Raw genomic sequence first — 26,916 nt, 5'->3', positions numbered from 1 at the left:
GTGTGTCGTGATGACCGCAAAAAGGGCAACGCATCGTGTCTTCAACTCCCTGCAAAGAACGAAGTAAAAAACCCGGCTTCGGACCTTGATCCTAGCCGGGTTTGTCAGTCACGCATCAGCGCAATCAGATCAACGGTAAACCGGGAACTGACGGGTCAGTGCAGCCACCTGTTCACGCACACGCGCCAGGGTGGCTTCGTCGTGCGGGTTGTCCAGCACGTCGGCAATCAGGTTGCCCACTTGCACCGCTTGCTCTTCCTTGAAGCCGCGCGTGGTGAAAGCTGGCGAGCCCAGGCGGATGCCGCTGGTCACCATCGGTTTTTGCGGGTCGTTGGGGATGCCGTTCTTGTTGCAGGTCATGTGCGCTGCACCCAGGATGGCTTCGGCTTCCTTGCCCGTCAGGTTCTTGGGGCGCAGGTCCACCAGCATCACGTGGCTTTCAGTGCGGCCCGACACGATGCGCAGGCCGCGCTTGGTCAGGGTGTCAGCCAGCGCAGCGGCGTTCTTCACCACTTGCTGTTGGTAGGTCTTGAACTCGGGCGACAGGGCTTCCTTGAAAGCCACAGCCTTGCCGGCGATCACGTGCATCAGCGGGCCGCCCTGGATACCAGGGAAGATGGCGCTGTTGATCTTCTTGGCGATTTCTTCGCCGCGCATCAGGATGATGCCGCCGCGAGGGCCACGCAGGCTCTTGTGGGTGGTCGAGGTGACCACGTCAGCATGAGGCACGGGGTTGGGGTACACGCCCGCGGCGATCAGGCCGGCGTAGTGGGCCATGTCCACCATGAAGTAGGCACCGATTTCCTTGGCGATCTTGCCAAAGCGCTCGAAGTCGATGCGCAAGGCGAAGGCCGAGGCACCCGCGATGATCAGCTTGGGCTTGTGTTCACGAGCCAGGGCTTCCATCTTGTCGTAGTCGATGTCTTCCTGGGCGTTCAGGCCGTAGGACACGACCTTGAACCACTTGCCCGACATGTTCAGCGGCATGCCGTGCGTCAGGTGACCACCTTCAGCCAGGCTCAGGCCCATGATGGTGTCGCCGGGTTGCAGCAGACCGAAGAACACGGCCTGGTTGGCTTGCGAACCGGAGTTGGGTTGCACGTTGGCGTACTCGGCGCCAAACAGTTGCTTGAGGCGGTCGATGGCCAGTTGCTCGACCACGTCGACGTTTTCGCAACCGCCGTAGTAGCGCTTGCCTGGATAGCCTTCAGCGTACTTGTTGGTCAGTTGAGAACCTTGCGCCTGCATCACGGCGGGCGAGGTGTAGTTCTCGGAGGCGATCAGCTCGATGTGATCTTCCTGACGCTGGTTTTCTGCCTGGATGGCAGCCCACAGTTCAGCATCAACGTTGGCAATAGTGTGTTGGGCACGGTCAAACATGACTTGGCAGTCCTCTTCTAGGTTGAAGTCCCGCAGCATTGGCTCGACAAAGCCAAGTGTGAGGGCTGCCCAGGCGAACGGCTGACTCAGCCCGGGCATCATCAGTCCAATGACTGAACAGCCCCTTGGGCTGGCCGCGCTTCCCGGTGGTTCACCACCTCAGGCAAGAGCGCTGATCAGCACCCCACCATGTATCGCCAGTTGCGCGGCTGGAACGGATTGTAATCTCAGTGAGCGGTCGGCGTCAGCAGCGCAACTTGCTCGGTGCGATGAGGCACAGGCGCCACGTCGCTGGCAGCGGGCGCCACGGGCTGAATACCAGCGGGGCTCGCTGCGGCTGACCCCGCCTTGGCCGCGGGCGCTGGTGCCATCACAGGCGGCACCTCAGCTTGCACCACCGCCTGGGGCGCGGACACCGTCACCGGCAGCTTCACGCCATTGGCAACCTGACGCAAAAAGCCCTGCTCGGCGAGCACCTTGAAGGCGTATCCACCATCGTCCACCAGATTGGCTGCGCCCACGTAGTACTTCAAGCCGCCTTCCAGGCTGCCCGCACGCTGAATGCACTCCTTGAGAACCTGCACACCCACACGCAAATTGGTCACGGGATCAAAGGCGGCGTTCTGCCCACCAAAGATCTTGTACTTGTCGTGGTGAACGCGCGTCATGACCTGCATGAGGCCTTGCGCACCCACATGGCTTTGGGCAAACGGGTTGAAACCAGACTCAATGGCCATCACGGCCAGCACCAGCGTCGGCTCCAGGTTCACACGGCGGCCCACATCCCAGGCCTCTTGGACCAGTCGGCTGATGGGCTCGGGCGCCACGTTGTAGCGGCGCGCGATCCAGTAGGCCACAGCGGACTGCTGGCGGTTCAGCTCGGACGGGTTGGTCGCCGTCGCGCGCTGAATGGCCTCGGGTTCAGCCATGGCCAGCAAAGCGCCGTCGGCATCACCAGATTCTTCACCGGCAACGCCTGCACGCAGGTTGGCACGCTCCATCAACCAGGTCAGCGCCTGCCCTTCCAGGCTGTAGCGCACATCGGCACGGCCTGTCAGGAACAGCGCAAGCACCACGGCGGTCAGACCCACCATGGCCAAGGCGTTGTGGCTCACACAACGCACACCTTCCACCACATCCTGCACGAACAAAACGCCAGGCGAACGCAGACCGGCCACCTTGCGGTTTGCCTTGGGGGACTGCTCAACTTCATCAGCACCAATTGCCACGAACTCCAGGCTCGTCGCAGCACGTTCATACGCTGTCATGCTTCTCCTTTCCTCACGTCGCCTCAGAGCGCCTCGGCTGGCCGTAGGGCCATATGCCAAAGCACCCCTTCAGCGCCAGTGATAATGGCCCCGGCTCGAAACGATGGTGGGCGCGGTGCAAGCACACTCACCATCAACAAAGGCCTGCCAAACATCAGCAGACCCCAAGGAACCGCCAGGGCTGGCAGCGTGGTGCCCCAACAGAGGCACACAAGGGGAAACCCGGAAAAACTCAAGCCGGGTTCGTTCGGGGCGGATTCTAGGCAGGCCTGTAATAACCAGTCAAGCATATAGAAGTCATTCCTTATAACTTCAAATGATGAAATACCGTGATTTGCGTGACTTTGTAGCCGGTCTGGAACGGCTGGGCGAGCTCCAGCGCGTCCCAGAGCCGGTCTCTACGTACCTGGAGATGACCGCGCTCAGCGATCGGGTGCTGCGCGCAGGCGGCCCGGCCTTGTGGTTCGAGCACCCTGTACCCCCTCAAAAGAGTGGCCAAAATAACGCAGATCGTTACAAAGTACCGGTTCTGGCCAACCTTTTTGGCACACCTCGGCGTGTGGCTTTGGGCATGGGCGCCGATGACGTGAGCGAGCTTCGTGATATTGGCCGCGTGCTGGCCAGCCTCAAGGAGCCCGAGCCGCCACGCGGTTTGAAGGACGCCGGCAAGCTGCTGCAGATGGCCAAGGCCCTGTGGGACATGAAACCCTCCACCACGCGCAGTGCGCCCTGCCAGGCCGAAGTGCGCGAAGGCAGCGAGGTGGACCTGACCGAGCTGCCCATTCAGCATTGCTGGCCCGATGACGCAGCCCCTTTGCTGACCTGGGGTCTGGTGGTCACGCGCGGCCCACAGAACGTGCCCAATCCACGTCGCAGACAGAACCTGGGTATCTATAGACAGCAGTTGATCGGCAAGCGCCAGTTGATCATGCGCTGGCTGGCCCATCGCGGTGGTGCGCTGGATTTCCGGGAGTTCGCACTGGCCAATCCCGGCAAGCCCTTCCCCATTGCCGTGGCCCTGGGTGCAGACCCCGCCACCATCCTCGGTGCCGTCACCCCCGTGCCCGACTCATTGAGTGAATACCAGTTCGCCGGCCTGCTGCGCGGCAGCCGTACCGAAGTCGTCAATACAGATGTAGGTGAAGGCGACCAATGGCTGCAAGTGCCATCGAGTGCCGAGTTCGTGCTCGAAGGGCACATCCCCACGGCAGCTGCGGGCTACAAAGGTATGAGCGAACACGGCGTGCCTTTGATGGAGCGCGGCGGCTACCTGCACGCACTGGAAGGCCCTTTCGGCGACCACACCGGCTATTACAACGAGCAGGACTGGTTCCCCGTCTTTGAAGTGCAGCGCATGACCAACCGCAAGGATCCGGTCTACCACTCTACTTATACAGGCAAGCCCCCTGATGAGCCTGCCGTGCTGGGCGTGGCCCTCAATGAAGTGTTCGTGCCCATCCTGCAAAAGCAGTTCCCCGAGATCGTGGACTTCTATTTGCCACCCGAAGGATGCAGCTACCGCATGGCCATCATCAGCATGAAGAAGGCCTATCCGGGGCACTCCAAGCGCCTGATGTTTGGTGTGTGGAGCTTCCTGCGTCAGTTCATGTACACCAAGTTCATCGTGATCTGTGATGACGACGTGAACATCCGTGACTGGCAGGAAGTCATCTGGGCCATCACCACCCGCATGGACCCAGTTCGGGACACAACCCTGGTGGAAAACACCCCGATCGACTACCTGGACTTCGCCTCGCCGGTCAGTGGCCTGGGCGGCAAGATGGGCCTGGATGCCACCAACAAATGGCCCGGCGAAACCAGTCGCGAATGGGGTCGCACGATCACCATGCCCGACGCCGTGAACGCCCGTGTGGACGACATCGTTTCGCGCATTCTTGGTCAAAAGGCTTGAGTGAGATCAGCCCCAACTGACGAATGGGCTTGCGCTGAAGCACCGCTTGAACTAATCTGAACACGTCTGCTAGGCAGGCAACCTAAAGGGACGCAGTCACTGCGTCTTGGGAAGTGGCAAGCCCATGTTGCCCTTTCCTCGGACGGCCCGCGTGCCGCTCCAGCCCCCGGCTTAGTCCGGGGGTTTCTCTTTGTGCGCTCACACTTTCAACAAGGCAGCCAAACACTCCTTGAGGGCCATGCGCACCCCCGCCCCACCTGCGGCCGAGGGCATCCAGTCAAACAACGATCGCTCCTCGTGCTGCCAGAACCCCATCGGCGCTGGCGTCACCTTGATCACAGGCTCGCCGGGATGCATGTCGGCATGGCGCTGGGCTGCGAGCTCAAAGTCCCGCCTGGCGCGCGGCATATGGAAAGCGTCTGTCACGATCACCACCTCGGGCACACGCTGATCCGCCAGCATCGTGATGGTCAAGGCTGCATTGCCACGCGTATCCGCAGACCGGGACTCGATCCATCGCATGTTCAAGCCGTACATATCCCGCGCCATGTGCGCGGCGATGTCCGCTTCGGTGGAGCCCTCATCGCCGCGCTGCGCCCAGCCCACGCCGCCCGTGAAGCCCAAAGGCAAGCCCGTGCGCCTGGCCAACCACACGCCATAGCGCAACCTCTCAGCCGAATACGGCGTCAAGTCAGCCGTGCCGTAGGCCTTCGACAAAGCGTCCCGCCCACCACCCAGCACGATGATGGCCGCAGGCGGCACCACGCTGCTCAACATGCGACCACCCTTGCGCCCTCCTGCGGCCACATCGCGCTGGACATACTGCCGCCCGACACCTTCGAGTCGTCCCAGCGAAGCCGCAGCCAGCGCCTGCGGGGGCTGAAGCACGCGATCCTGCAGCCAGACCGCCACGCCTTGGCAGTTCGACAGCCACACCCCGGTGACCCCCACCAGCAGCACCATGTAACCCAGCCCACGACGAGGCAAGATCAATCTGGCGCCGATCAGAATCAGCAGCAAGAACGGCACGGGCGGCAAAACCAGCGCCGTCAGGATAGGCTTGTACACACCCCAATCATTCATCCGAGACCTCCCGAACCAGGGCGCGAGCAACATGCGCGCCATTTGGATACAGTGGGGGGAGTCTAAGCAATGGAAATCAGGCGATGACCGGATCCCCCCAAACTGAGCGCACAAACCTCGAACTGGCCACCTTTGCCGGAGGCTGCTTCTGGTGCATCGAGACCGTTTTCAACCAGTTGCAAGGCGTGATCGAGGCAGAGTCCGGCTACAGCAACGGCCAACACCCGCGCCCGACCTATGAAGACGTCTGCTCAGGCCACACCGGCCACGCAGAAGTGGTGCAAGTGCGCTTTGATCCGAGCCAGGTCAGCTACCAGCAATTGCTGGAAGTGTTTTTCGCGATCCACGACCCGACCACCTTGAATCGCCAAGGGCACGACCAAGGCACACAATATCGATCGGGCATCTACACGCACAACGCGCAGCAAGCCTTGCAGGCCAGAGCCATGATCGAACACCTGGCCATCAGCAAGGTATTCAACAACCCCATCGTGACCGAGGTGGCGCCCCTTGCGAACTACCACCCGGCCGAGGCCTATCACCAACGCTACTTCGAGCAGCACCCCGGTCAGGGTTACTGCGCCGTGGTGATTTCACCCAAGGTGGACAAGTTCCGCAAGACCTTCACAGACCTGCTGAAGCCCAACTGAGTGACTGAAAATTGACTCAGGGCGCCAGACGCTGAATCAGCCACGAACCATCGGCCTGCAGTTCGTAGGCGATGCGATCGTGCAGCCGAGAGCTGCGGCCCTGCCAGAATTCCCAGTGATCCGGGATCAGGCGGTAGCCCCCCCAATGCGCAGGGCGCGGGGGGTCTTCTCCCAGCTTGGCCTGCTGCGCTTTCCAGGCAGCCTCCAGCACGTCGCGAGACACCAGAACCTGGCTCTGCGGTGATGCCCAGGCCCCGATGCGGGAACCGGCCGGCCGACTGCGGTAGTAGGTGTCAGACTCTTCATCCGACACACGCTCGACGCGGCCCTCAATGCGCACCACGCGCTCCAACTCAGGCCAGAAGAACTGCATGGCCGCCATCGGGTTGGCAGACAGATCCTGCCCCTTGCGGCTGGCGTAGTTCGTGAACCAGACCAAGCCCGTCGCGTCCGCCCCCTTGAGCAACAGCACGCGGGTTGACGGTCGACCATCTGCGCTGGCTGTGGCCAGCGTCATGGCGTTGGGCTCCAGCGCTTTCGCTTTCACCGCCTCATCAAACCAATGGTGAAACTGGTCGATCGGTTGGGGAAGAACATGCGACTCATCGAGTTCGGCTTGTTCATAGCTTTTGCGCATTTGCGCCAGATCGTGCGGTGTCTTGTCCATATTCAAAGTATCGGCCAGTTCTATTGCCACCTGAAATGACGGGGATCAAATCCGCGCGCGGGTATGCCCCTAAGTAATGCCTCGGTGGTGCAGTGCAGCAAAGGCAGTCACACTTTGTTGCAAGAGGCAGCCATATGAATAACCGCGCCACAGTGATCATCCTGCCACCATCTGTGCCAGAAGGTGTGCCGTTTCATCGCCTCCGCGGCGATCCGATTGCTGCATTTGGGGTTTTGCAGTCCACGCTGCACCGCGTTCTGGCTTGCCAGTTGCCCATGGTGCTGGTCGCCCCCAAAGCCATCAACGATCAAGCCCGCCACTTGCTGCCGCACAACTGTCTGGTGGACATGCCCGAGACATCAGCGACCGACCTCACGCCATTGGCGCAGGCAGTGGCGACCGGCGTGCATGCCAGCTCTCAGGCTGCCGGCTGGCTCGTATTGCCAGGCGACATGCCCATGCTGCAAGCAGATACGCTCCAACTCGTCTCCCGTGCCGTGCAGACCTACCCGATTGCCTATCCGCAATATAGAGCAAGACGCGGACACCCGATGGGTTTTGGTCGCGAACTGTTTTCTGAGTTGATTCACCTGGATATCGACAGGGATCTCTACCGGCTGACAAGCCGGTATCCCGCAGAAGGCATTGACGTGGATGACCCCGGGGTCTTGATGCACAGTGACACGGCGCATCAAGACGCTCTGGAAATGACAAAGGGCACACCGTTTTCACGGCATGCCCTTTGACCTTGCGTCACCCGGCCATCCTGACCGGGTCGATCACACCAAATAGATCAGTTGGCAACGTAAGGCTTGGTCGACACCGGACGGCTGCGCAGCTTCAGGCTGATGTCTTGCGTCAGGGTACCGAAATCCATGTCCAGCGTTGGTGTTTCGAAGACCTGCAGTTCCAGGGCGTTCGTGTAGGAAGCCTTGGTCTCAGGCGTCAGCATCAACTTGTCCAACACTTCGTGACCCGTGATCGACAGGGGGAACTTGTACTTCAGACCCAGAGGAGTGGCCACATTGAAGTTGTAGATGGCCTGCTGCTTGGCCGTGCTGCCACCCAGAGGCGTCACGTCAGCCAGCACTTGCTTGCGCCCGTAGTCAATCGTGAAGTTGGCCAGCGTCAACTGCAGGAAGCGCTCGCCCGTGTCCACGTCATAGCGGGAGAAAACCAGTGCCGAACCGACGGCAGAACCGGAAGCGATAAGGGGCTTGGTACCGATCACGATCTTGGTGACAGGCATGTTGAAGGCGTTGACGTTTGACTGGCCTTCGGTTTCAAACACGGTGCCAACGGGCGTGGCGGTACCACGGGCTTCAATCTTGACGTAAGCCAGGCCCATCATGGCCAGCACATCATCAGGGAACTTCTGCACCGAGTTGGAGACGGTGCCGTTGATTGGAATGGTCAGGCCGGCTTGAGCCGACAGTGCGACAACACCCAGGGCGGAGGCAACAGCGATCGAGCGGAAATTCAACTTCATACGGGATCCTTGGTGTGAGTGAGGTGGTGATTTGTTGTTCACACATTGCGTTGTGCGATGTAGTAATAATGGGCTAACGACCGCGCTCGACTCCCCCCCTGGATGAGTGCCGGGCCTTGATCAAGCGCTAACTAAGTCACACGAACTCGTACAAACCCCAGGCCTTCAGCTGGGCCAAAACCAAGGGATTCCCCCAAACGCCCCCAAAATTCACCGCGTGAAATAAAAAAAGCGCGCTGCAAAAGCAGCGCGCCTGCGCGTGTGGCGCCCCCCGATAGAGGGCGGCGCCTCAACTGATAGACAGTTGTGCTTACTTGACGATGTAAGGCTTGTTCGAAGCCAGCTTGGGCTTGCGGGTGTTGGTGCTGATGTCCTGGGTCAGGGTACCGAAGTCTTGATCCAGCTGAACGACAGCGAACTCAGGCAGCTTCAGGCCGTCAGTCATGGCAACCTTGGCTTCAGGCGTCAGCTTCAGTTGGTCCAGCACTTCATGGCCGGTCACTGTCAGGGGGAACTTGTACTTCAGAGCCAGAGGCGTAGCCAGGTTGAAGTTGTAGATGGCGATACGCTTGGCGGCGCCAACAACCACTTCCGGAGCACCTTCAACGGCCGCATCCTGGGTCGTGGGGGTTGCGTCAGCCGTGACTTGCTTCTTCACATAGTCGATGGTGAAGTTGGCCAGGGTCAGACCGTTCCAGATGCCATTGTCGTCAGCAACGCGGAAACGCAGAGCGGAACCCACAGCGGAACCTGCAGCGATGTTCAGCTTCGAGCCGATCACGATCTGCGTGACGGGGAAGTTGTAAGACTGTGCATTGGGCACTTCCAGGCCTTCAGGCACATCGCCCAGCGAAGTGGCGTTGCCCTTGGCGGCGACTTGCAGGTAAACCAGGTCAAACGACTGCAGGGCGGCAACAGGGAACTTCTGGACCGAGTTGGATTGCGTCCAGTCGAAGGGGATGGTCAGATCTGCGTGAGCTGACATGGCGCTGGCGGCCAGGAATGCGGAAACAGCGATGGAACGAACAGCGAAAGACTTCTTCATAATCAAGCTCCTTTGGTGGTGAAGGCCGGATCAATCTCGGATCACAACTCGGTGAACGGTGATCGGTCAGCGGTGAGTTAATGATGTCCATTCGACCGCTTTTCCACCCCCCCGCAAATAAGGGGTCAACCACATCAAGATGCGTCAAAACACACGATTCCAAGTGCAAACCCACCCCCGCTGAACAGGGGGTCCCATGCGGGATTCCACCTGTCTTCAGGGGTTTCCCGAGGACAAATTGATCGGGTATTTGTCGTGTTCAGGCACAAGGCTAAAAGGCCCCCTATCAAGGAAGCCTTTCCTGTGGGACAAGGGGCACGGCCAAGCCGTGCCGACCATCAGAACGGTGAAGTGGCGGGTGCCGCAGCTGAAGGGTTCTCGCACGTCACCGGCGGGGGCAGCGCGCCATTTGTGCTAACCGTTACGGTTAGTGAGCCAAAGCCCGTCGACTGCTGGTTGACCGAGTTCAGTGATACGCGACCGTTGTAGGTATAGCCCAAGCTTTGAGCCCAGATGTTGAAGCCCTCAGCGGTCAGTTGAAGCGGAGACACCGTCGTCTGAACGTTGCCGCCTGGGTAGGCTTGATGACCTGAAATCGAGCTATAGCCCCACAGTGCGACGTTGACTCTGCTGCCAACACCATTCGCACCCATCACAGTCGCATACACCGTCTTGGTCAGGAAATCTACGCGCAAGTCGCTGATCGTCAACTCGCCACCTGTGGTGAGGTAAGTCGCTGCTGGTGCGACCAACTTGATACTCCCCTTGAAGCCCTCATTGAGAAGCGCCTTACTGCCGTCATCAAATGTGAACGTTTGAAGCGAGGTGTTGAACGCCAAACTGGTCCAACTCGTGACACCCGTCACCGGATGGGTGCGTTGAGCCAAGGTTACAGAGGCGCCATTTGATGCACTGAAGTCCCTGATTTTGAGCGCGTTCATCATACCGATGCCCGTTGGGCTGATCTTGATCTGACCATATGACGGCTCCACGATTTGAACCCCTGTTGTGGATCCCGATGTGACCGTCACGGGTGCTGCGAACGCACTGCACGCGGAAAAACTCACGGCGACATGCGCCAAGCCCTGAAACAGAATTTTTTTCATGAAACGATCCCTGTATTAATAGGTTAATAAACGCAAGCAGATAAGTTCTGCTTGCGATTTTCATTTTATGAAATAAATGATTTCACACAATGGCTTTTGCTTCCCCCTTGCGTAGGGCTTGACTCTTGATTGAACTTCAGTTGTGTCCGAATCACTTGACTTCGCGACGTAGCAACGCCAGTGCTGGTGCGGGCCGAGGAGAATTCATGGGGGCCAAGATTCGAATTTCGTTGCGCTCATCTGCGATGTTTTGGGGTTTTCAACGCCCCGGGACGGCGCATGAATGTCGGAGGGAAACAACTCGCGTAGGTGATGGAGTTCATTCCTTGCGAGATCTTCTCGCGCGTCATCGACTGCCACGATGGCGATGCGGAGGATCGCACCCTGGGTGTGTGCAGACATGTTTCGCGTCATGGCGTTTGCCCAACTGCCATGGAGCGAATCGCTGCGGGACGTCGAAGCCTGCCTGGCAGCCAATCGTGGCTAGCTGCTCCAAATAGGATGGAAGGCGCCACACGATGTGCGCGAAGCTGTGGCCGATACAAGGAACTCGCACGACTGGCGCATCTACCAAGCGCTGGCTCCGCGGCTGATCTCGGGGGCCTGAATGCTTTATCGCCCAAGAACCAGCGGTGCGGCCGGATAAATTTCACTCCGCAGAAGTGCGCCTATTCTGTACACACCAATAAAAAAGCCCCGCCAGACGAGGCGAGGCTTTGGTCACTAAATCGGCAACTCTTCGCTTGCAAGCACCGATTTCCATATCGACTTTAGAAGCTACGACCCACGCTGAATGTGACGATCGTGTTTGTGATTTTCATCTTTTGCTCGCGAACAAAGGTCCCGAGATCCGATGCATTATTTCTGGATCTCTTAACCAACTCCATCGTTACATCCGTGAAATTGGATGCCTTATTAAGATAACCAAGATCAGTCGAGCCCGTCCAAAATGTATTCCCATCCGCGATCGCCTGACGAACCAACGCAGGCAAATCATTCAATACTGCAGAATTCGCCCCCATCTGAGTGCCACTCGTTACCAACGTAGAGGTGGTTTTCAATGCGATTTGCCCAATAGACAAATTCACATGCCACGCATCAGTAATGGGACTCTGAACACCCACAAACGGACCGAATCCAAAAGTATTCTTCGTGGTCAGCGTTGTTTTACCACCTTGGTACTCATCAAAGAATGATGTCGTCTTGCCATCGAAGAAAATCGCATACATTGCCCCTACGCCAACATAGGGCCGAACGATAGATCGCTTATCACCGAAGTTATAGCTGGCAATAGCAAAAGGAGGCAACAACTTGGTAGTAGCAATATGACGCCCACTCAGAGTGTTTGCCGTACCATTATCCCGAAAGCCATCACCATAGATCTTGACTGACAGCGGCGCGGCCAACACAAATGCCTCTACCAACCACTTTTGCTCATCATCAAGCCAATAACCAAGGGATATGGTAGGCGTGCCCACAGACTTTTGGGATCTTGCCTTGATGCCTGCTGGAGTACCAATCCCACCAAGACCCAGCGGGACAAGCGCATTATTTCTTATAATATCAAATGCGTAATCTTGATAGAATGGGCTGTAATCTGTCGACAAATTTCCAGGATCCTGATTGTCATATGCAGCCAAGCGATTACACTCGTCCGTCGTATAAGTAACTTGATTACCAAACTCGGCCATGCACGTGACAGTTATAGAATTCCCTAGATTATAAGCATTTCGGAAATCTTGCAGACTCACAACATTACCCGTAATATCCCGAGCCTCTTCCGACTTGGTCTTGGTAAACGTCTGCGTATACCCCAACCGCATGAAAAGCCGGTCACGAACCTTATTGTCCCAACCTGTCGGGAAAATGCTGCTCTGAGCAAAGGCGGTGGATGCAGCACCCATGGCTGCCATGGCCACCACGATGGCTGTCGCTTTGCGAGCCACGCTGGAAATTTTCATGCGGTCTCCTGGAAGAGAAGTAACTTGTCTTGCTTGTCTAACTGTCCGGCCGGGCTATTTTATTGTGTGCCCGCTATACGAAAAAAGCCGCTCACACATGATGCGAGCGGCTTGGCTGGTCGAACGGCAGCCTGTTGTTACAGCCTGCCGCTGACCCGCACCAGATTACTTGGCGCGACGACGAGCCACCAGGCTCATACCAACCAGGCCCAGGCCCATCAGAGCGTAGGTCGAAGGCTCAGGCACAGCAGGCGTCGTAGCAACAGTAGCCTTGGCGCTGATGGTCGACACGATGGTGCCGAAGTCAGTCACGGTCTTCAGCGAGGTGATGCCGTTAGCGGTCAGACCCATGGATTGAGCGAAGAGGTCGAACGACGCTGTCGTGATCTTCAGGCCGGAGATCGTGTTGGTGGAGCTCATCACGCCGCCAGCTGCAGGCAAGGTGAATGTGGTGGAGCCCACGATGGGGTTCACGATGTCCCACAGATACACTTGCGACAACGAACCAACGCCGTTGCCACCCACCAAGTCAGCGAACACCTTCTTGTTGACCAGGTCAACGTTCAGGTTCGTGATAGACAGCGAGCCAGTGTTGGTGGCGATGTTCTTGACTGCAGCGTTCTGGAACGCGCCACCAGCCGTGCCCACATTGGTCACGGTCAGGGTGTTGCCAACGAGGTCGCCGGTCAGCGAAGTCACGGGGGCAGCAGCCGAAGCCGAGGAGATCGACACCACACCGGTAGCGGCGTTGGTCTTGTTCACCACGGTGGCCGTAGCTGGTGCGATACCCGACACGGTGACCTTACCAGCGTTCAGCGCGCCGATCAGGGTGGTCGAGAAGGTCAGCGTGCCCGAACCGGTCAGGTCAGACAGGGTGTAACCAGGAACAGCCAGAGTGGCACCAGCATTCAGGGTGGCGCTGGCGGCGCTGGCCATACCGGCGGCGGTGAAAGCAGCTGCGGCGATCAGGGTCTTCATTGCAAATTTCATTCAAATCTCCACTTGGTGAGACAGGTCTGTCTATTAGTTAACTTGTCGTCAAAACAGAAGCGACCTTGACCTTCTGTTTCCTAGCAGCCCGAAATCGTCTGCGGATGATTAACTGTACCGGGGGGAGCCAGATGCTGGCATCGGGGAACCCCCCAGAGGTTGTATCTGCCCGTGTCATCTGCGCACTTTTCACACGCAGCCCCCCGCAAGCGAGGGGAGGGGTTGCCCCTAAGCAGCTACAACCTCCTGTCTCGCCTTACTTGGCGCGACGACGGGCAACCAGGCTGATGCCAACCAGGCCCAGGCCCATCAGGGCGTAGGTGGAGGGCTCAGGCACGGCAGGCGTCACTTTGGCAGCGGTCACGGTGATCGATGACTCGATCGTGCCGTAGTCGGAAATGCTTTGCAGCACGCCGTAACCACCCTCCAAAATGCCCAGCGACTGAATGAACAGAGCGAAAGCACCGTCAGTGATCGACAGGTTGGACAGCGTGTTCTTCACCGTAATGGTGTCTTCCACTGCTTCCAGGGAGGTCGGGCCGGTGATGGTGCCAATGTTCCACAGCGCCACGTTGTTCACGGAGCCAACGCCGTTACCGCCCACCAAGTCGGCGTAAACCATTTTGGCGCCCAGATCCACGGTCAGGTTCTTGATTTCCAGCGAGCCACCAGAATTGGTGAAGTCGTCAGCGTAGGAAGTTTGCAAGGCGCCGCCAGCGGTGGCCACCTTGTTGACCGACACGGTGGTGCCGTCAAACGAACCTGTCAGTGCGGTAATCGGCGCAGCAGCCTTCACCGATTCGTAGTAGCCGTCAAGCAGACCGCCAACCACTTGCACGTCAGCAGGCTCCACGCCAGCCACCGCCACGGAACCTGCTACCAGGGCTTCCAGCAGCAAGGGCGAGAACGACAGCGTACCGGAACCGCTCAGACCGGAAACGGTCCAACCTTGGTCGGTGATCGAAGCACCGGGGGTCAAGGTCAGGTCAGCAGCATTGGCGGCGCCAGCAGCCACCAGGGCAGCGGCCACAACCAGGCTCTTCATATTAAATTTCATCGTGATCTCCACTCTTACGCGAACCTTTTTATAAAAAGGACTTCAAGCAATCCAGGGGCGTCCGCACCCTCCCCAAGTGCTCGCAGACTTCACCGATCTGCACACTCAAGATCTTGAGGGCAGCCAAAGCCCGGAACAAGACTGATATCCCGTAGATTGCAACAATCCGTGAACCCGGCGACATCTACTGGCAACGCGCCCCCTCAGGCGAGGGTAGTGGAAGTACCTAAGCAGGGAACCGGTCGCCGTTGAGCGGATCTCGATGGCCTTTCAGGGGACTTGCCGCGCGCGCACCATGACCATTCGGCCAATTTACGCACGGCCAAACGCCCACATTCAGGTCTACATTGAGCGCGAGCACCGCAACGGCGTCAAGACAGGCGCCGCACGCGAGCGTGAAGTCCTGCCGTTATGGCAAGCGAGTTTCATTGGACTGCAAAACGAACAAAGGGCGCCACCAGGACGCCCTTTCTTGCACACCCCTGAAGGGGCACACCAACCCGCCGGTTTCCCAGCGGGTCTACCGCGATCAATCAGCTCGCACGACGGCGGCGCACCGCCAATCCCAGGCCAACCAGACCCAGGCCCATCAAGGCGTAGGTGGATGGCTCCGGCACAGGCGTCACCTTCACACTGATGGTGGACACGATGGTGCCGAAGTCGGTCACAGTCTTCAGCGATGTGATGCCGTTGGCAGTCAGACCCATGGCTTGCGCAAAGATGTTGAACGAATCGGTCGTGATCTTCAGGCCGGAAATCGTGTTGGTGGAGCTCACCACGCCACCACCAGCTGGAATGCTGTCCAGGCCGAATGTGGTGCTGCCGCCAATAGGGTTCACGATGTCCCACAGATAGACTTGGGACAGAGCACCTACGCCATTCGCGCCCACCAGATCGGCATAAACCTTCTTGTTGACGATGTCCACGTTCAGATTCGTGATCGACAGCGAACCGGTGTTGGTTGCGATGTTCTTGACAGCAGCGTTCTGGAAGGCGCCACCTGCCGTCGCCACATTCGTGACACTCAGGCTGGTCGCAGTGTAGTCACCCGTCAAGGCCGTGACCGGTGCGGCGGCAGAAGCCGACGAGATCGACACCACGCCTGTGGCGGCGTTGGTCTTGTTCACCACGGTAGCCGTGGCCGGCGCGATGCCCGTCACGGTGACCTTACCTGCGTTCAGGGCGCCGATCAGCGTGGTCGAGAAGGTCAGCGTGCCCGAACCGGTCAGGTCAGACAAGATAAAGCCGTGGTCCGTCAAGGACGTGCCAGTGGTCAGCGTCGCGCTGGCCGCATTGGCCAGACCCGCGACAGAGAATGCGGCTGCGGCGATCAAAGTCTTCATGGCAAATTTCATCTTGTTCCCTCTGATTCTAAGCAGGCCAGTCAGCGACATATCACACGACAGGAGGCGACCCAAACCCTTCTGCTGCGAACGATGCGGTGCTGCATCACGAGGGCCACTTTACCGCCATGAGCCAAGCTCGCCATCGGTGATAGCCCACCCCCTATTTAACGGATCAACGATTGCACCCAGCCACTACGCCCCGCTCGACCATGCACCCGGCCTGGCTGGCAGACGCAACCAGTCCGGTTTGTTTCAACAAGTCACCACGTCAAACAACAGGATGACAAGCGGCGCGGCGACGACGGGTGGTCAAGCTGATACCGGCCAAGCCCAACCCCATCAGTGCGAGCGTTTCCGGCTCCGGCACAGAAGACACCGTGATCGTCGAATTGATGACGCCATAGTCCGTCACGGTTTTCAGCGAGGTGATGCCATTGGCGGTCAACCCCAGCGATGTCGCAAACAGGTCAAACGCGGCGGCATTGATGGTCAGGCCGGACAGCGTGTTGTTGACCGTACTCTGGGCGTAGCCAGTCAAGGGCCACTTGGACAGGTCAATGGACGTTGACCCTGTGACCTGGGCGATATCCCAAAGGTAAACATTTGCCTTGGCGCCCACGCCGTTACCGCCAACCAGATCTGCGTAAACCCTCTTGGCGATGAGATCGACGTTCAGGTTGGTGATTTGCAAAGAGCCACCGTTGGTCGCGATATTGGACGTGGCAGCAGTCTGGAGCGTGCCACCGGCTGTTGCAACGCCGGTAACGGTCACCCCCATACCGGTGAAATCACCAGTCAGCGACGTAACGGGCGCCGTCGCTGACACCGAGGAAATCGAGATGACTTGGGTGGCCGCATTGGTCTTGAAGATGACGGGGGTGGTGGCCGGCGCCACGGCGGTCACCTGAAGCTTGGCCGCGTTCAAGGCACCGATCAATGCGCTTGAGAACGTCAAAGTGCCCTCACCGCTCAAGCTATTGATCGAATAACCACCGGTGGTAATCGAGCCACCCACGGTCAGGGTTGCAACCGTCGCTTGAGCCACGCCCACGGCCACCAATGCAGCGGCGGCAACCATTGTTTTGATTGCGAATTTCATACTGATCCTCACTGATGTTAATGTTGGCAGGCCGACCATCGACAGCTGCCTAACCCCACTCTACTAGATCAGCTGATCTCGTTTATCAGGGGCAAACCTGGGCCCCTTACTGCCCCAGGATCACCTTGGCAAATTTCCGCTTGCCCACCTGCACCACGAACTGGCCGGCCGTCAGGCGCAAGCCCTTGTCGCTCACAACCTGCCCGTCGATGCGCACCCCGCCCTGCTCGACCATGCGCATGGCTTCGCTGGTAGACGCCACCAGACCCACTTGCTTCAACAAGACACCCAATCCGACCACATCGCTGCCTTCGGGCAAAGCGACGACGGCCTCAGGGATGTCATCGGGGATGCCGCCGCGGGCGCGCTTGTTGAAATCATCCAATGCACCGGCTGCCGCACTGGCACCGTGGAAGCGCGCCACGATTTCCTGGCCCAGCATGACCTTGGCATCACGCGGATTGCGGCCTGCGGCACATTCGGCCTTGAGCACGTCGATTTCCGCCATGGGCTTGAAGCTCAACAAGGTGAAGTACTTCCACATCAGGTCATCACTGATGCTCATGAGCTTGCCGAACATGTCGTTGGGCGCTTCGCTGATGCCGATGTAGTTGTTCTTGGACTTGGACATCTTCTCGACGCCGTCCAGCCCCTCCAGCAAGGGCATGGTCAGGATGCACTGGGGCTCCTGGCCGTATTCGCCTTGCAGATGGCGCCCCATCAGCAGGTTGAACTTCTGGTCGGTGCCGCCCAGTTCCAGGTCGGACTTGAGCGCCACCGAGTCATAGCCCTGCATCAGCGGGTAGAGGAACTCGTGCACGCTGATCGAGGTGCCGGCATGGAAGCGGTCATGGAAGTCGTTGCGCTCCATCATGCGCGCCACGGTGTAGCGGCTGGCAAGCTGGATCATGCCGCGCGCGCCCAGGGCGTCGCACCACTCGCTGTTGTAGCGGATCTCGGTTTTTTCGGGGTTCAGGACCAGGCTGGCCTGCTTGTAATAGGTTTCGGCGTTGGCCTTGACCTGTTCGGCCGTCAGTGGCGGGCGGGTCGTGTTGCGGCCGGAGGGGTCGCCAATCAGCGATGTGAAATCGCCGATCAAGAAAATCACGGAATGACCGATATCCTGTAATTGGCGTAGCTTGTTGAGCACCACCGTGTGGCCCAGATGAATGTCCGGCGCGGTAGGGTCCAGCCCCAGTTTGATGCGCAGCGGCACGCCAGTGGCCTCGGATCGGGCCAGCTTTTTGATCCACTCGTTCTCGGGCAACAGCTCGTCCACACCCCGTTGGGTCACGGCCAGGGCTTCGCGCACGCGGTCCGTCACGGGGTAGTCAGGCTTGGCTTCGGGTGCTTTTTCGGTATGAGACATGAGTGACCAATGGGTGAAAATCAGCAGATTGGACACCCCAATTGTGGGGAGAGGCGGGGATATACTCCCCGACTTGAGGGTGCCCAGGCGTGTGCTGTGAGTGCAACGCGGGCTGATTTTAGGGGACAGCATCCCCCGAGACCGCATCTGGATGGGATTTCAGTTTTGACTTCATCTACCTTGCTAGAGGCATTGCAGTCCAGCGTTGGCCGATTTCAGTCGGCTGCACACCGCCACCCCCGTCGTGTCAGCGCTGCTGTCGTCGCTCTGCTGGCTGGCTCGGCCTTCACCGCTTTCGGTGTGGCCCCGCTGACTTCCCTGCCTCAAGGCCCTCAGCCCACCATCACGCAGATCAACGAAGCCGTGGCCGTGCCTGAGTTGCCAGCTCAGCTCGCCCGCATGGACGAGCAAAGCCTGGTGCTGTATCGCAGCGATGTGACGCGCCCGGCCGACACCGTGGACAGCCTGCTGGCCCGCCTGGGTGTGGACGACCTTGATACTGCCCAGTTCATCCGCAATGACCCGGTGGCCGGCACCATCTTGCAAGGCCGCACGGGCAAGTCCGTCAAGGCCACGGTCGACAACGGCCAGTTGCGCGAACTGATCGTGCGCGGCCCGGCTGACACCACCAACGATTTCGACACCCACTTCACCCGCCTGACCATCACCCGCGTTCAGGAAGGCCATCAGCCTGCTCATTGGAATGTGCGCAAGGAACTGGTGTTGCTGGAAACGATGCCTCAGATGGCATCCGGCACGATCCAGTCGTCCCTGTTTGCGGCGGCTGATGACGCCAACGTACCCGATGGCGTGACCAACCAGATGGCCGAAATTTTCGGCAACGACATCGACTTCCGTCGCGAGTTGCGCAAGGGCGATGCCTTCAGCGTGCTGTATGAAGCCCACACGGCCGATGGCGAGCCCATGACCTGGGGCGGCTCGGCTGGCCGGGTGCTGGCCGCGCGCTTCATCAACAAGGACAAGGTTCACGACGCGATCTGGTTCCAGGAAGCCGGCAAAAAAGGCACTTACTACGACCTGCAAGGCCGCAGCAAGACCCGCTCCTTCCTGGCTTCGCCGCTGGCGTTTTCTCGCGTGACCTCCGGTTTCGCGATGCGCTTCCACCCGGTCCTGCAAAAGTGGCGTGCCCACCTGGGCGTGGATTTTGGCGCCCCGACAGGTACGCCGGTGCGTGCTGTGGGTGATGGCATCGTGAGCTTTGCAGGCCAGCAAAACGGCTACGGCAATGTGATCCAGATCCAGCACAGCGGCGACCGTGCCACGGTGTATGCGCACTTGAGCCGCATTGATGTTCGCCGGGGCCAACGCGTGGAACAAGGCGCTCGAATCGGTGCCGTGGGTGCCACGGGTTGGGCCACCGGCCCGCACCTTCACTTCGAATTCAAGCTGGGCAGCCATCAGGTAGACCCGATGACCATTGCGCGCGCATCCGACAGCCAGGTGCTGTCACCACAGGCATTGGCCCAGTTCCGCCAACGCACGGTGGATGTGGCCAAGAGCATCCAGGCAGCCGGCCAGTGGCAACTTGCGGGCGCCCAGTCCGGCCCTCGGTTCGAATGAGCCTGGACCTCCAGCCCTCAGCCCGCCCTGGCGGGCTTTTTTCTGATCTGTACATCGGGCTGATGTCCGGCACCTCGCTGGACGGCGTGGACGGCGTGCTGCTGAGGCATGCGCAAGGCAACTGGCAGATGCTGGCCCACGCGCACCGCCCTTTGCCGCCCACGTTGAGACAGGCCCTGCTGGATCTGAACACCCCCGGTGAGGATGAGCTTCACCGCAGCGCGCTGGCCTCTCAGGCCCTGGCTGTGCTGTATGCCACTGTCGTTCAGGCCATCTGCACCAGCGCTGACGTGCTGCCCAGCGAAGTTCAGGCCATCGGCGCCCACGGCCAGACCGTACGCCACCGCCCCGATCAGGGCTACACCATCCAGCTCAACAACCCTGCCCTGCTGGCCGAGATGACCGGCATTGACGTGGTGGCGGATTTCCGCACGCGTGACGTGGCCGCCGGCGGCCAGGGCGCCCCCTTGGTGCCAGCCTTCCATCAGGCCATCTTTGGTAAACCGGATCAGACGGTGGCCGTGCTCAACATTGGTGGCATGGCCAACCTCAGCATCTTGCGCCCGGGCGAATTACCGCTGGGCTTTGACTGCGGCCCCGGCAACGCCTTGCTGGACATGTGGTGCGAATGGCAGACCGGCCACGCCTATGACGCTAACGGCGAGTTCGGCGCCCTCGGCGATGTGAAAGAAGACTGGCTGGAAGATGCGCTTCAGGAGCCCTTCTTCAGTCTGGCCCCACCCAAGAGCACCGGGCGAGATCTGTTCAATGCCGAATGGCTCAACCGTTGGCTGGGCCCTCATGGCCTGACGGATGGCCCGCTGTCAGACACCGATCTGGCACACGACGTTCAAGCTACCCTGTGCGAACTGACGGCGCGCAGCGCTGCCCTGGCCTTGCGCGATCACGCGCCAGACGCCGGGGAAGTGGTTGTGTGTGGTGGCGGTGCGCTCAACGGCGACCTGATGCGCAGGCTCAGTGAGCAACTGCCAGGTGTGCGCGTGGGGCGCTCGGACACCCACGGGCTGGATGTGATGCAAGTAGAGGCCGCAGCGTTTGCCTGGCTGGCCTGGACCCACTGCCATCGCCTGGCGGGCAACGTGCCAGGCGTGACCGGCGCACGAGGCGAACGCGTACTGGGAGCGCTGTACCCGGCTCGCTGAGTCTGTAGATCCAGCGCCAGCGGTTTCAGACCCCGCCGACGCTCAAAGACAGATCAGACCGAGAAGCTGGAACCGCAACCACATGTGGTTGTGGCGTTCGGATTGCGAATCACGAACTGAGCGCCTTCCAAGTCGTCCTTGTAGTCGATCTCGGCACCAATCAGGTACTGCAGGCTCATGGCGTCGATCAGCAAGGTCACGCCATTCTTTTCCATCTTCGTGTCATCCTCGTTGGAGATTTCATCGAAGGTGAAGCCGTACTGGAAGCCCGAGCAGCCACCACCCTGCACGAACACGCGCAGCTTGAGCTCCGGGTTGCCCTCTTCAGCCACCAGCTCGGCGACCTTGGACGCAGCCGCGTCCGTGAAGATGATGGGCGCCGGAACGTCTGCAGCAAAGGTGTCAGCAGTGGTTTGGGCAACAGCGGTCATGTCATTCTCCGGAACTAAAAATCAATTCTTCTGTGATTGCGCGATCACCGGCTGCACTGTGGTCACGGGGCCGTTGGAACTGGCCGCGAGCTTCAGCGCGGGTTTGTCGTCGGTTTTCAGGGGGCGCAGTTCACCGTCAATCGTGGCGCCCTGGTGCATTTCCAGGGCTTCGTAGCGCACATCACCCACGATGCGCGCCTTGGGTTGCAATTCGAGCAGATCTTCGGCCATCACAGGCCCTTCGATCAGACCATTAATGATGACATGCCCGGCCCTGACCTTGCCATGGACGCGGGCTTTTTCACTGATGACCAACAGCGAACGGGCATCACCCGTGCAGGTCACATTACCTTGCACCTCGCCATCAATGCGCAGGCCATCGCTGAAACGGATCTCGCCCGTGATCACGGTGCCTTCGCCGATCAGGGTGCGAATGGGAGGGGTCTTCTTCCAGCCGAACATCACGGTTTCCTCGTTCAAGAGTGTGGGCGAAAGCTGTCGAGGTTACACGTTTGTCACATCAGGTCAATGCCTTGACCGGGCGTTTTTCACAAGATGAAGCAGCTTTAACCACCACACACCCATCACATGGGCTGGACCTGCCCCGCCCGCACCTGCCCGGCCTCGTCCAGCACGCGAACCTGCACTTGCTTGACCACACTGCCCGCAGGGAGTGTCACCTGCCCCTCCACCCGCCTGTATTGCTTGAAGGCCAGAGCCTGCGTGAAAGGCGGCACGGTGTCAGCCCAGGGGCGCCCATCTCGCACACCACTGAGCAGCAACTCCACACGCCCCTTGAACTCCGGCTGATTGCGGCCACCCTGCTGCATGATGAGCAACTGGAAACGCAACTGGCCCGGCACAGGTGTTTCGACCTGCAGGCCTCGCACAGACAAGCCGCTGCCACTGGCGGGCAACAGGCGCTCGAAGAAACCGAGGTCGTCCTTGAGCGCCAGGTTCTCGGTTTCCAGCGATTTGACCTGCTCGGCCAGGCGTTGCTGCGTCACGCGCTCGGCCTTCAACAGGCTGTCTGCAGAGTTGGCGATGGCCTGGGCTGCATCGCGCTCATGCCGCGCGCCGTCCAGTTGTTGACGCAACTGAGTGAGAATCTCGCCAGACTGGCGACCGTCCTGGCTCAAGCCAGCGATATTGCGGCCGAACTCGAAGGCCCACAAGGCCAGCGCCGCTGAAAAACCCAGCATCAAGGCCGCCACAGCCCAACGCAGGGGCCAGGGCAGATGGCTGCGCACCGCCATGCGCGGTGAGCTGATGGACAGCCGGCGCCGGATCAGCCGCCAGCGCATCAGGGCAGCACCGGCACGAGATCCAGGCCCAGCTTTTCATCAAAGCCGAACATCAGGTTCATGCACTGCACGGCCTGGCCAGAAGCGCCCTTGGTGAGGTTGTCTTCCACCACCAGCACCATCACGGTGTCAGGCTGCGGCTTGTGCACAGCGATGCGCACGGTGTTGCTGGCGCGCACGCTGCGGGTTTCGGGCGCGCTGCCCGCGGGCAGCACGTCCACGAAACGCTCACCCTGATAGTGCGCCTCGAAGATGGCCTGCAGATCAGCAGCCTGGCCTGCAGCCGTCAGGCGACCATACAGCGTGGAGTGGATGCCGCGGATGATGGGCAGCAGGTGCGGCACGAACAGGCAGTTGACCGTGTCATCGCCCGCGATGGCGCGCAGTTGCTGGTTGATCTCCGGGCCATGGCGATGGCCCTTGACGCCATAGGCCTTGAAGTTGTCTGCGGCCTCGGCCAGCAGTGTGTGGACTTCTGCCTTGCGGCCAGCGCCCGACACCCCGGAGGCGCAGTTGGCGATCAGGTGCGTGGGCTCGACCAGCTTGTTCTTGAGCAAAGGCGCCAGGCCCAATTGCACCGAGGTGGGATAGCAGCCTGGATTGCCGATGATGCGCGCCTTCTTGATGGCCTCACGGTTCAGCTCAGGCAGGCCGTAAACGGCCTCTTCCAGCAGATCCGGGCAGCTGTGCGGCATGCCGTACCACTGCTCGAACACGGCGGTGTCCTTCAAGCGGAAATCCGCTGCCAGGTCGATGACCTTGACGCCGGCATTGACCAGTTCACGCGCCTGAGCCATGGCCACGCCATGCGGGGTGGCAAAAAACACCACATCGCACTCGGTCAGCTTGGCGTCATCAGGCGTCACGAAGGCCAGATCAACGTGCCCGCGCAGGCTGGGGTACATGTCCGCCACTGGCATGCCGGCCTCCTTGCGAGAGGTAATGGCCTGCAACTGGACCTGCGGATGCCGCGCCAGCAAACGCAGCAACTCCACCCCGGTATAGCCCGTGCCACCAACGATGCCGACTTTGATCATCTGAAATCCTCTTGATACGTCCCGATCAGGGAAAACCGCCATTTTAGGAAACTCCTGAGCCTTCTCGACCCGATCGCATGAATTGCCACCAGATCAGGGCCTTGTTCAAGGCTTCATTCGTGACGTGCATCACAAACCGTGCAAGGGTGTGCATTCCTTCACGTCAATCCGTCAAGTTCGGCTTCCAACATCCGAAAGCAAGGCACCCACGGGATCGGTGGCCCTTTATCCACCGTCACCAACCTTGCTGCCGGCCATGCGCAAACTTAGCTCACTCTTCATCCTGACCGCCCTGGCAAGCGCCTGCCACCTGGCTGCCGCCCAAACGACGTTTGCGCCCACAACAACCGAGTACAGCTGGTCCACCACCGTCAACCAGCTGGGTATGCGCAACATCCACAACCGGGGAATTCTGGGGCAAGGCGTGATCATCGGGATGATCGACACCGGACTCAACAAGACCAACCCTGAATTCCAGAGTATGGGCAGCAGACTGCTGCCGGGCTACAACGCCGTGGATGGTTCCAGCGACATCACCGACAGCATTGCGCACGGTACGCACACGACCGGCATCGCCGCTGCAGCCGGCAATGGCTCTGGCATGTATGGCGTAGCACCCCAAGCCAGCATCCTGATGGTCAAGGTGTTCAACGGCGGCACAGCTTCTGCCTCCTCCATCAACCGGGGCATCGACTACGCCGCCGCACATGGTGCACGCGTGATCAATCTCAGCCTGGGCGCACCAACCGGCATTGGCGATGCCTCACTGCGCGCCGTTGCTGCAAGCAACAACGCCGTTGTGGTCGTGGCGGCAGGCAATGACGGCGCCGCCACGCCTGACTGGCCCGGCCGCTATGCAAAGGAATCCTGGACCAACGGCACCCTCATCGTGGTGGGGGCCGTGGATGCCAACAAGCGTCTCGCATCGTTTTCGAACAAGGCCGGTGACACCGCTCAGTACTTCCTCGTGGCACCAGGGGTGAACATCATCTCGTCATACAACACCGGCTACGGATATCTCAGCGGCACGTCCATGGCAGCACCCGCCGTCTCCGGCGCGGCTGCACTGATCACCGGCTACTGGCCCTACCTGCGGGCCAATCAGGTCGCATCCATTTTGCTCAATACGGCCGACGATCTGGGTGCGCCTGGCGTCGATGCCGTGTATGGCCGAGGCCTGGTCAACGTGAATCGCGCCCTCTCCCCCATTGGCAGCTATACCTATCGCACGGCCAACGGTGGGCGCACTACGGTGTCGCTGAACACGCCGGGCGTCACCAGCACCCGCCCCAGTGTCAGCACGCCTTCCGCATTCAAAGGCCTGGTGACGCAGGTCTTCGATGCCTTTGGACGCAACTACAGCAGCGATGAAGGCGCCGCCATGATGGGGCGTAGCCTGATGACGCTGGACAGTGTGTTGGGCCGCCCCGACCGCATGCTGGACGCAGCTGACCAGGTACTGCGCTCAGGCAGCCGCCTGACGCGACTGCAATCACGCCAGACCGACACAGTGCAACCCCGCCTGGGCGCATTGAACACCAGCGGCGAAGCCTGGAACCATGTGCAGCGCAGTGATGCATCCATGGTCATCCTGCAGCACACGTCGGGACTGAGTTTCAGTGCTGGCGATGGTGGCCTGTCAGGCATGAGCCTGGGCCTGATGGGCTCCAGCATGGCACAGCGACTCAGCGGCGCCGACAATGCATTGGGCAACCCATTGCTGGGCTTCGCACCCAAACATCAATTTGCATCAATGTCCTTGCCGCTGCGTGGGCACTGGTCCTGGCGGCTCGCCACCATCAGATCCAAAGCCTATGACGCCGCCTCAGGCGATGTGAACCTGATGGAGCTGGGCTACGACAACGGCACGCAAGCGCTGAATATTTCCACGGGCCAGTTGAGCGAACAAGGTTTGCTGGGCGGCTACTCCAGACCCCAAATGGGCTTGAACCAACAGACGGGGACAGCAGGCCTGACCGTCAGCGGCGCCTGGGCCCTCAGCGCCAACTGGACCGTGACCGGCTCGGTCAGCCGCACGCGCACCACCGCCCCCACAGCCAGCGGCCTGCTCACATCAGCGACCGACATTCGGGCCGATGGCTTTGGCTTGGGCCTGGTGGTCGCCAACAGCTGGCGCGCAGATGATCGCCTGAGCTTCTCGATCAATGCGCCACTGCGCGCGCGCAGCGGCACCCTGAACTACAGCGTGGTCGCCGACGTTGACCCGAATACAGGCGCCCCGATCTACGCCACCCACACCGTGAACCTGGCGCCCACGGCCCGCGAATGGACCGCAGAGACACGCTATGCGACGCGCCTGACGGCCACCAGCTCCATCAGCGCCGTAGCCGCCCTGCGCGTGCACCCCGACCACGACGCCAACGCCCCTGCGCAACTGGCTGCAGGCGTGCGGTTCAACCAGTCCTTCTGAACGAGAAGGCGCCGCGCAGCCACCTGCGGTGCAGCCATGAAAAAACCCGCGCAAGGCATGACCTTGGGCGGGTTTTTTGTGTTGAGGTGACCAGCGACGGGCGCCAGCCACACACAACAAGAAGGATCAGCGCTTGCTGAACTGCTTCCTGCGACGAGCGCCGTGCAGACCGACCTTCTTACGTTCGACTTCACGAGCGTCGCGGGTCACGAAACCAGCGCGGCTCAGTTCAGGCTTCAACGTAGCGTCGAAATCGATCAGAGCGCGGGTCACGCCGTGGCGCACAGCGCCGGCTTGACCGGATTCGCCACCACCGTGCACATTGACCTTGACGTCGAACAGTTCGACGTTGTTGGTCAGCACCAGAGGTTGCTTGACGACCATGATCGAGGTTTGACGGCCGAAATATTGTTCGACAGGCTTACCGTTGACGATGATCTGGCCAGTGCCCTTCTTGATGAAGACGCGAGCGACGGACGACTTGCGACGGCCGGTGCCATAGTTCCAGTTACCAATCATGTGGCCGCTCCTTAGATTTCCAGGGCCT

The 26,916-nt window shown here is 60.1% G+C and carries 25 protein-coding genes and 1 riboswitch; of the genes, 7 read left to right on the top strand and 18 right to left on the bottom strand.

Annotated features, from left to right (window positions below):
* Positions 1–129 precede the first annotated feature (129 nt).
* Together glyA and HY836_RS04970 are read right to left on the bottom strand one after the other, a co-directional pair.
* Positions 130–1,380: a serine hydroxymethyltransferase gene (glyA, locus tag HY836_RS04975; RefSeq protein WP_290674171.1), complete on the bottom strand. Its 1,251-nt coding sequence runs from the start codon at positions 1,378–1,380 to the stop codon at positions 130–132.
* Positions 1,381–1,440: 60 nt separating this feature from the next.
* Positions 1,441–1,595: riboswitch (ZMP/ZTP riboswitch) on the bottom strand.
* A 12-nt stretch (positions 1,596–1,607) separates the two neighbouring features.
* Positions 1,608–2,648, bottom strand: coding sequence for a lytic transglycosylase domain-containing protein (locus HY836_RS04970; protein ID WP_290674169.1), 1,041 nt, complete (start codon positions 2,646–2,648; stop codon positions 1,608–1,610).
* A gap of 319 nt (positions 2,649–2,967) precedes the next feature.
* On the opposite strand from HY836_RS04970, the gene HY836_RS04965 reads away from it, so the two are divergent.
* Positions 2,968–4,560: a UbiD family decarboxylase gene (locus HY836_RS04965; RefSeq protein WP_290674167.1), complete on the top strand. Its 1,593-nt coding sequence runs from the start codon at positions 2,968–2,970 to the stop codon at positions 4,558–4,560.
* A gap of 198 nt (positions 4,561–4,758) precedes the next feature.
* On the opposite strand, the gene HY836_RS04960 is transcribed toward HY836_RS04965, so the two are convergent.
* Positions 4,759–5,643 carry a YdcF family protein gene (locus HY836_RS04960; protein ID WP_290674165.1) on the bottom strand — a complete coding sequence of 295 codons (885 nt, stop codon included), beginning with the start codon at positions 5,641–5,643 and terminating at the stop codon, positions 4,759–4,761.
* Between the two features lie 83 nt (positions 5,644–5,726).
* Between HY836_RS04960 and msrA the strand changes: the two genes are divergently transcribed.
* Positions 5,727–6,293, top strand: coding sequence for a peptide-methionine (S)-S-oxide reductase MsrA (msrA, locus tag HY836_RS04955; protein ID WP_290674163.1), 567 nt, complete (start codon positions 5,727–5,729; stop codon positions 6,291–6,293).
* A 16-nt stretch (positions 6,294–6,309) separates the two neighbouring features.
* Here the strand turns inward: msrA and pdxH are convergent, their stop codons facing one another.
* On the bottom strand, positions 6,310–6,960 hold the full coding sequence (gene pdxH, locus HY836_RS04950) for a pyridoxamine 5'-phosphate oxidase (RefSeq protein WP_290674161.1): 651 nt from the start codon (positions 6,958–6,960) through the stop codon (positions 6,310–6,312).
* Between the two features lie 134 nt (positions 6,961–7,094).
* Between pdxH and HY836_RS04945 the strand changes: the two genes are divergently transcribed.
* Positions 7,095–7,706 (top strand): NTP transferase domain-containing protein, encoded by a 612-nt coding sequence (locus tag HY836_RS04945; RefSeq protein WP_290674159.1) that lies wholly within the window; start codon positions 7,095–7,097, stop codon positions 7,704–7,706.
* A gap of 47 nt (positions 7,707–7,753) precedes the next feature.
* Here the strand turns inward: HY836_RS04945 and HY836_RS04940 are convergent, their stop codons facing one another.
* From HY836_RS04940 to HY836_RS04930, 3 genes are all read right to left on the bottom strand, one after another.
* A complete protein-coding gene (locus HY836_RS04940) occupies positions 7,754–8,449 on the bottom strand; it encodes a hypothetical protein (protein WP_290674157.1) in 696 nt (231 codons plus the stop codon).
* Positions 8,450–8,759: 310 nt separating this feature from the next.
* On the bottom strand, positions 8,760–9,494 hold the full coding sequence (locus HY836_RS04935) for a hypothetical protein (RefSeq protein WP_290674155.1): 735 nt from the start codon (positions 9,492–9,494) through the stop codon (positions 8,760–8,762).
* Between the two features lie 338 nt (positions 9,495–9,832).
* A complete protein-coding gene (locus HY836_RS04930; RefSeq protein ID WP_290674153.1) occupies positions 9,833–10,600 on the bottom strand; it encodes a hypothetical protein in 768 nt (255 codons plus the stop codon).
* A gap of 361 nt (positions 10,601–10,961) precedes the next feature.
* On the opposite strand from HY836_RS04930, the gene HY836_RS18965 reads away from it, so the two are divergent.
* Positions 10,962–11,087 carry a DUF4372 domain-containing protein gene (locus tag HY836_RS18965; RefSeq protein WP_367114626.1) on the top strand — a complete coding sequence of 42 codons (126 nt, stop codon included), beginning with the start codon at positions 10,962–10,964 and terminating at the stop codon, positions 11,085–11,087.
* A 283-nt stretch (positions 11,088–11,370) separates the two neighbouring features.
* Here the strand turns inward: HY836_RS18965 and HY836_RS04925 are convergent, their stop codons facing one another.
* The 6 genes from HY836_RS04925 to tyrS form a co-directional block, all read right to left on the bottom strand.
* Positions 11,371–12,561, bottom strand: coding sequence for an OmpW family outer membrane protein (locus tag HY836_RS04925; RefSeq protein WP_290674151.1), 1,191 nt, complete (start codon positions 12,559–12,561; stop codon positions 11,371–11,373).
* Positions 12,562–12,726: 165 nt separating this feature from the next.
* Positions 12,727–13,551, bottom strand: coding sequence for a PEP-CTERM sorting domain-containing protein (locus HY836_RS04920; RefSeq protein ID WP_290674149.1), 825 nt, complete (start codon positions 13,549–13,551; stop codon positions 12,727–12,729).
* Positions 13,552–13,807: 256 nt separating this feature from the next.
* Positions 13,808–14,608: a PEP-CTERM sorting domain-containing protein gene (locus tag HY836_RS04915; RefSeq protein ID WP_290674147.1), complete on the bottom strand. Its 801-nt coding sequence runs from the start codon at positions 14,606–14,608 to the stop codon at positions 13,808–13,810.
* 533 nt (positions 14,609–15,141) lie between these two features.
* Positions 15,142–15,963, bottom strand: coding sequence for a PEP-CTERM sorting domain-containing protein (locus HY836_RS04910; RefSeq protein ID WP_290674145.1), 822 nt, complete (start codon positions 15,961–15,963; stop codon positions 15,142–15,144).
* A gap of 259 nt (positions 15,964–16,222) precedes the next feature.
* Positions 16,223–17,092: a PEP-CTERM sorting domain-containing protein gene (locus HY836_RS04905; protein WP_290674143.1), complete on the bottom strand. Its 870-nt coding sequence runs from the start codon at positions 17,090–17,092 to the stop codon at positions 16,223–16,225.
* Positions 17,093–17,159: 67 nt separating this feature from the next.
* Positions 17,160–18,422, bottom strand: coding sequence for a tyrosine--tRNA ligase (gene tyrS / locus HY836_RS04900; protein ID WP_290674141.1), 1,263 nt, complete (start codon positions 18,420–18,422; stop codon positions 17,160–17,162).
* A 165-nt stretch (positions 18,423–18,587) separates the two neighbouring features.
* Between tyrS and HY836_RS04895 the strand changes: the two genes are divergently transcribed.
* The gene (locus HY836_RS04895) at positions 18,588–20,003 is read left to right on the top strand and encodes a M23 family metallopeptidase (protein ID WP_290674139.1); all 1,416 of its coding nucleotides are present in this window, start codon (positions 18,588–18,590) and stop codon (positions 20,001–20,003) included.
* Entirely contained in the window at positions 20,000–21,166 is a 1,167-nt protein-coding gene (locus HY836_RS04890) for an anhydro-N-acetylmuramic acid kinase (RefSeq protein WP_290674137.1), read from the top strand. Before HY836_RS04895 ends, HY836_RS04890 begins: the two co-directional genes overlap by 4 nt.
* A gap of 53 nt (positions 21,167–21,219) precedes the next feature.
* Here the strand turns inward: HY836_RS04890 and erpA are convergent, their stop codons facing one another.
* The 4 genes from erpA to argC form a co-directional block, all read right to left on the bottom strand.
* On the bottom strand, positions 21,220–21,597 hold the full coding sequence (erpA, locus tag HY836_RS04885; RefSeq protein ID WP_290674135.1) for an iron-sulfur cluster insertion protein ErpA: 378 nt from the start codon (positions 21,595–21,597) through the stop codon (positions 21,220–21,222).
* Positions 21,598–21,618: 21 nt separating this feature from the next.
* Positions 21,619–22,059 carry a polymer-forming cytoskeletal protein gene (locus HY836_RS04880; protein ID WP_290639076.1) on the bottom strand — a complete coding sequence of 147 codons (441 nt, stop codon included), beginning with the start codon at positions 22,057–22,059 and terminating at the stop codon, positions 21,619–21,621.
* A 122-nt stretch (positions 22,060–22,181) separates the two neighbouring features.
* A complete protein-coding gene (locus HY836_RS04875; protein ID WP_290674134.1) occupies positions 22,182–22,901 on the bottom strand; it encodes a DUF6776 family protein in 720 nt (239 codons plus the stop codon).
* On the bottom strand, positions 22,901–23,938 hold the full coding sequence (gene argC / locus HY836_RS04870) for an N-acetyl-gamma-glutamyl-phosphate reductase (RefSeq protein ID WP_290674133.1): 1,038 nt from the start codon (positions 23,936–23,938) through the stop codon (positions 22,901–22,903). The genes HY836_RS04875 and argC overlap by 1 nt, the downstream gene beginning before the upstream one ends.
* A 256-nt stretch (positions 23,939–24,194) precedes the next feature.
* Here argC and HY836_RS04865 point away from each other — a divergent pair, with 256 nt between their 5' ends.
* On the top strand, positions 24,195–26,369 hold the full coding sequence (locus HY836_RS04865) for a S8 family serine peptidase (RefSeq protein ID WP_290674132.1): 2,175 nt from the start codon (positions 24,195–24,197) through the stop codon (positions 26,367–26,369).
* Positions 26,370–26,495: 126 nt separating this feature from the next.
* On the opposite strand, the gene rpsI is transcribed toward HY836_RS04865, so the two are convergent.
* The gene (rpsI, locus tag HY836_RS04860) at positions 26,496–26,888 is read right to left on the bottom strand and encodes a 30S ribosomal protein S9 (protein ID WP_290674131.1); all 393 of its coding nucleotides are present in this window, start codon (positions 26,886–26,888) and stop codon (positions 26,496–26,498) included.
* Between the last annotated feature and the right edge of the window lie 28 nt (positions 26,889–26,916).

Source organism: Aquabacterium sp. (assembly GCF_016234775.1).
Lineage (GTDB): Bacteria > Pseudomonadota > Gammaproteobacteria > Burkholderiales > Burkholderiaceae_C > Aquabacterium.
This window is presented reverse-complemented; position numbering and strand designations above follow the sequence as displayed.

Bases quoted from the DNA above. Each gene is read 5' to 3' on its own strand.
- glyA (WP_290674171.1), bottom strand. From the start codon at position 1,380: ATGTTTGACCGTGCCCAACACACTATTGCCAACGTTGATGCTGAACTG.
- HY836_RS04970 (WP_290674169.1), bottom strand. From the start codon at position 2,648: ATGACAGCGTATGAACGTGCTGCGACGAGCCTGGAGTTCGTGGCAATT.
- HY836_RS04965 (WP_290674167.1), top strand. From the start codon at position 2,968: ATGAAATACCGTGATTTGCGTGACTTTGTAGCCGGTCTGGAACGGCTG.
- HY836_RS04960 (WP_290674165.1), bottom strand. From the start codon at position 5,643: ATGAATGATTGGGGTGTGTACAAGCCTATCCTGACGGCGCTGGTTTTG.
- msrA (WP_290674163.1), top strand. From the start codon at position 5,727: ATGACCGGATCCCCCCAAACTGAGCGCACAAACCTCGAACTGGCCACC.
- pdxH (WP_290674161.1), bottom strand. From the start codon at position 6,960: ATGGACAAGACACCGCACGATCTGGCGCAAATGCGCAAAAGCTATGAA.
- HY836_RS04945 (WP_290674159.1), top strand. From the start codon at position 7,095: ATGAATAACCGCGCCACAGTGATCATCCTGCCACCATCTGTGCCAGAA.
- HY836_RS04940 (WP_290674157.1), bottom strand. From the start codon at position 8,449: ATGAAGTTGAATTTCCGCTCGATCGCTGTTGCCTCCGCCCTGGGTGTT.
- HY836_RS04935 (WP_290674155.1), bottom strand. From the start codon at position 9,494: ATGAAGAAGTCTTTCGCTGTTCGTTCCATCGCTGTTTCCGCATTCCTG.
- HY836_RS04930 (WP_290674153.1), bottom strand. From the start codon at position 10,600: ATGAAAAAAATTCTGTTTCAGGGCTTGGCGCATGTCGCCGTGAGTTTT.
- HY836_RS18965 (WP_367114626.1), top strand. From the start codon at position 10,962: ATGGCGATGCGGAGGATCGCACCCTGGGTGTGTGCAGACATGTTTCGC.
- HY836_RS04925 (WP_290674151.1), bottom strand. From the start codon at position 12,561: ATGAAAATTTCCAGCGTGGCTCGCAAAGCGACAGCCATCGTGGTGGCC.
- HY836_RS04920 (WP_290674149.1), bottom strand. From the start codon at position 13,551: ATGAAATTTGCAATGAAGACCCTGATCGCCGCAGCTGCTTTCACCGCC.
- HY836_RS04915 (WP_290674147.1), bottom strand. From the start codon at position 14,608: ATGAAATTTAATATGAAGAGCCTGGTTGTGGCCGCTGCCCTGGTGGCT.
- HY836_RS04910 (WP_290674145.1), bottom strand. From the start codon at position 15,963: ATGAAATTTGCCATGAAGACTTTGATCGCCGCAGCCGCATTCTCTGTC.
- HY836_RS04905 (WP_290674143.1), bottom strand. From the start codon at position 17,092: ATGGTCGGCCTGCCAACATTAACATCAGTGAGGATCAGTATGAAATTC.
- tyrS (WP_290674141.1), bottom strand. From the start codon at position 18,422: ATGTCTCATACCGAAAAAGCACCCGAAGCCAAGCCTGACTACCCCGTG.
- HY836_RS04890 (WP_290674137.1), top strand. From the start codon at position 20,000: ATGAGCCTGGACCTCCAGCCCTCAGCCCGCCCTGGCGGGCTTTTTTCT.
- erpA (WP_290674135.1), bottom strand. From the start codon at position 21,597: ATGACCGCTGTTGCCCAAACCACTGCTGACACCTTTGCTGCAGACGTT.
- HY836_RS04880 (WP_290639076.1), bottom strand. From the start codon at position 22,059: ATGTTCGGCTGGAAGAAGACCCCTCCCATTCGCACCCTGATCGGCGAA.
- HY836_RS04875 (WP_290674134.1), bottom strand. From the start codon at position 22,901: ATGCGCTGGCGGCTGATCCGGCGCCGGCTGTCCATCAGCTCACCGCGC.
- argC (WP_290674133.1), bottom strand. From the start codon at position 23,938: ATGATCAAAGTCGGCATCGTTGGTGGCACGGGCTATACCGGGGTGGAG.
- HY836_RS04865 (WP_290674132.1), top strand. From the start codon at position 24,195: ATGCGCAAACTTAGCTCACTCTTCATCCTGACCGCCCTGGCAAGCGCC.
- rpsI (WP_290674131.1), bottom strand. From the start codon at position 26,888: ATGATTGGTAACTGGAACTATGGCACCGGCCGTCGCAAGTCGTCCGTC.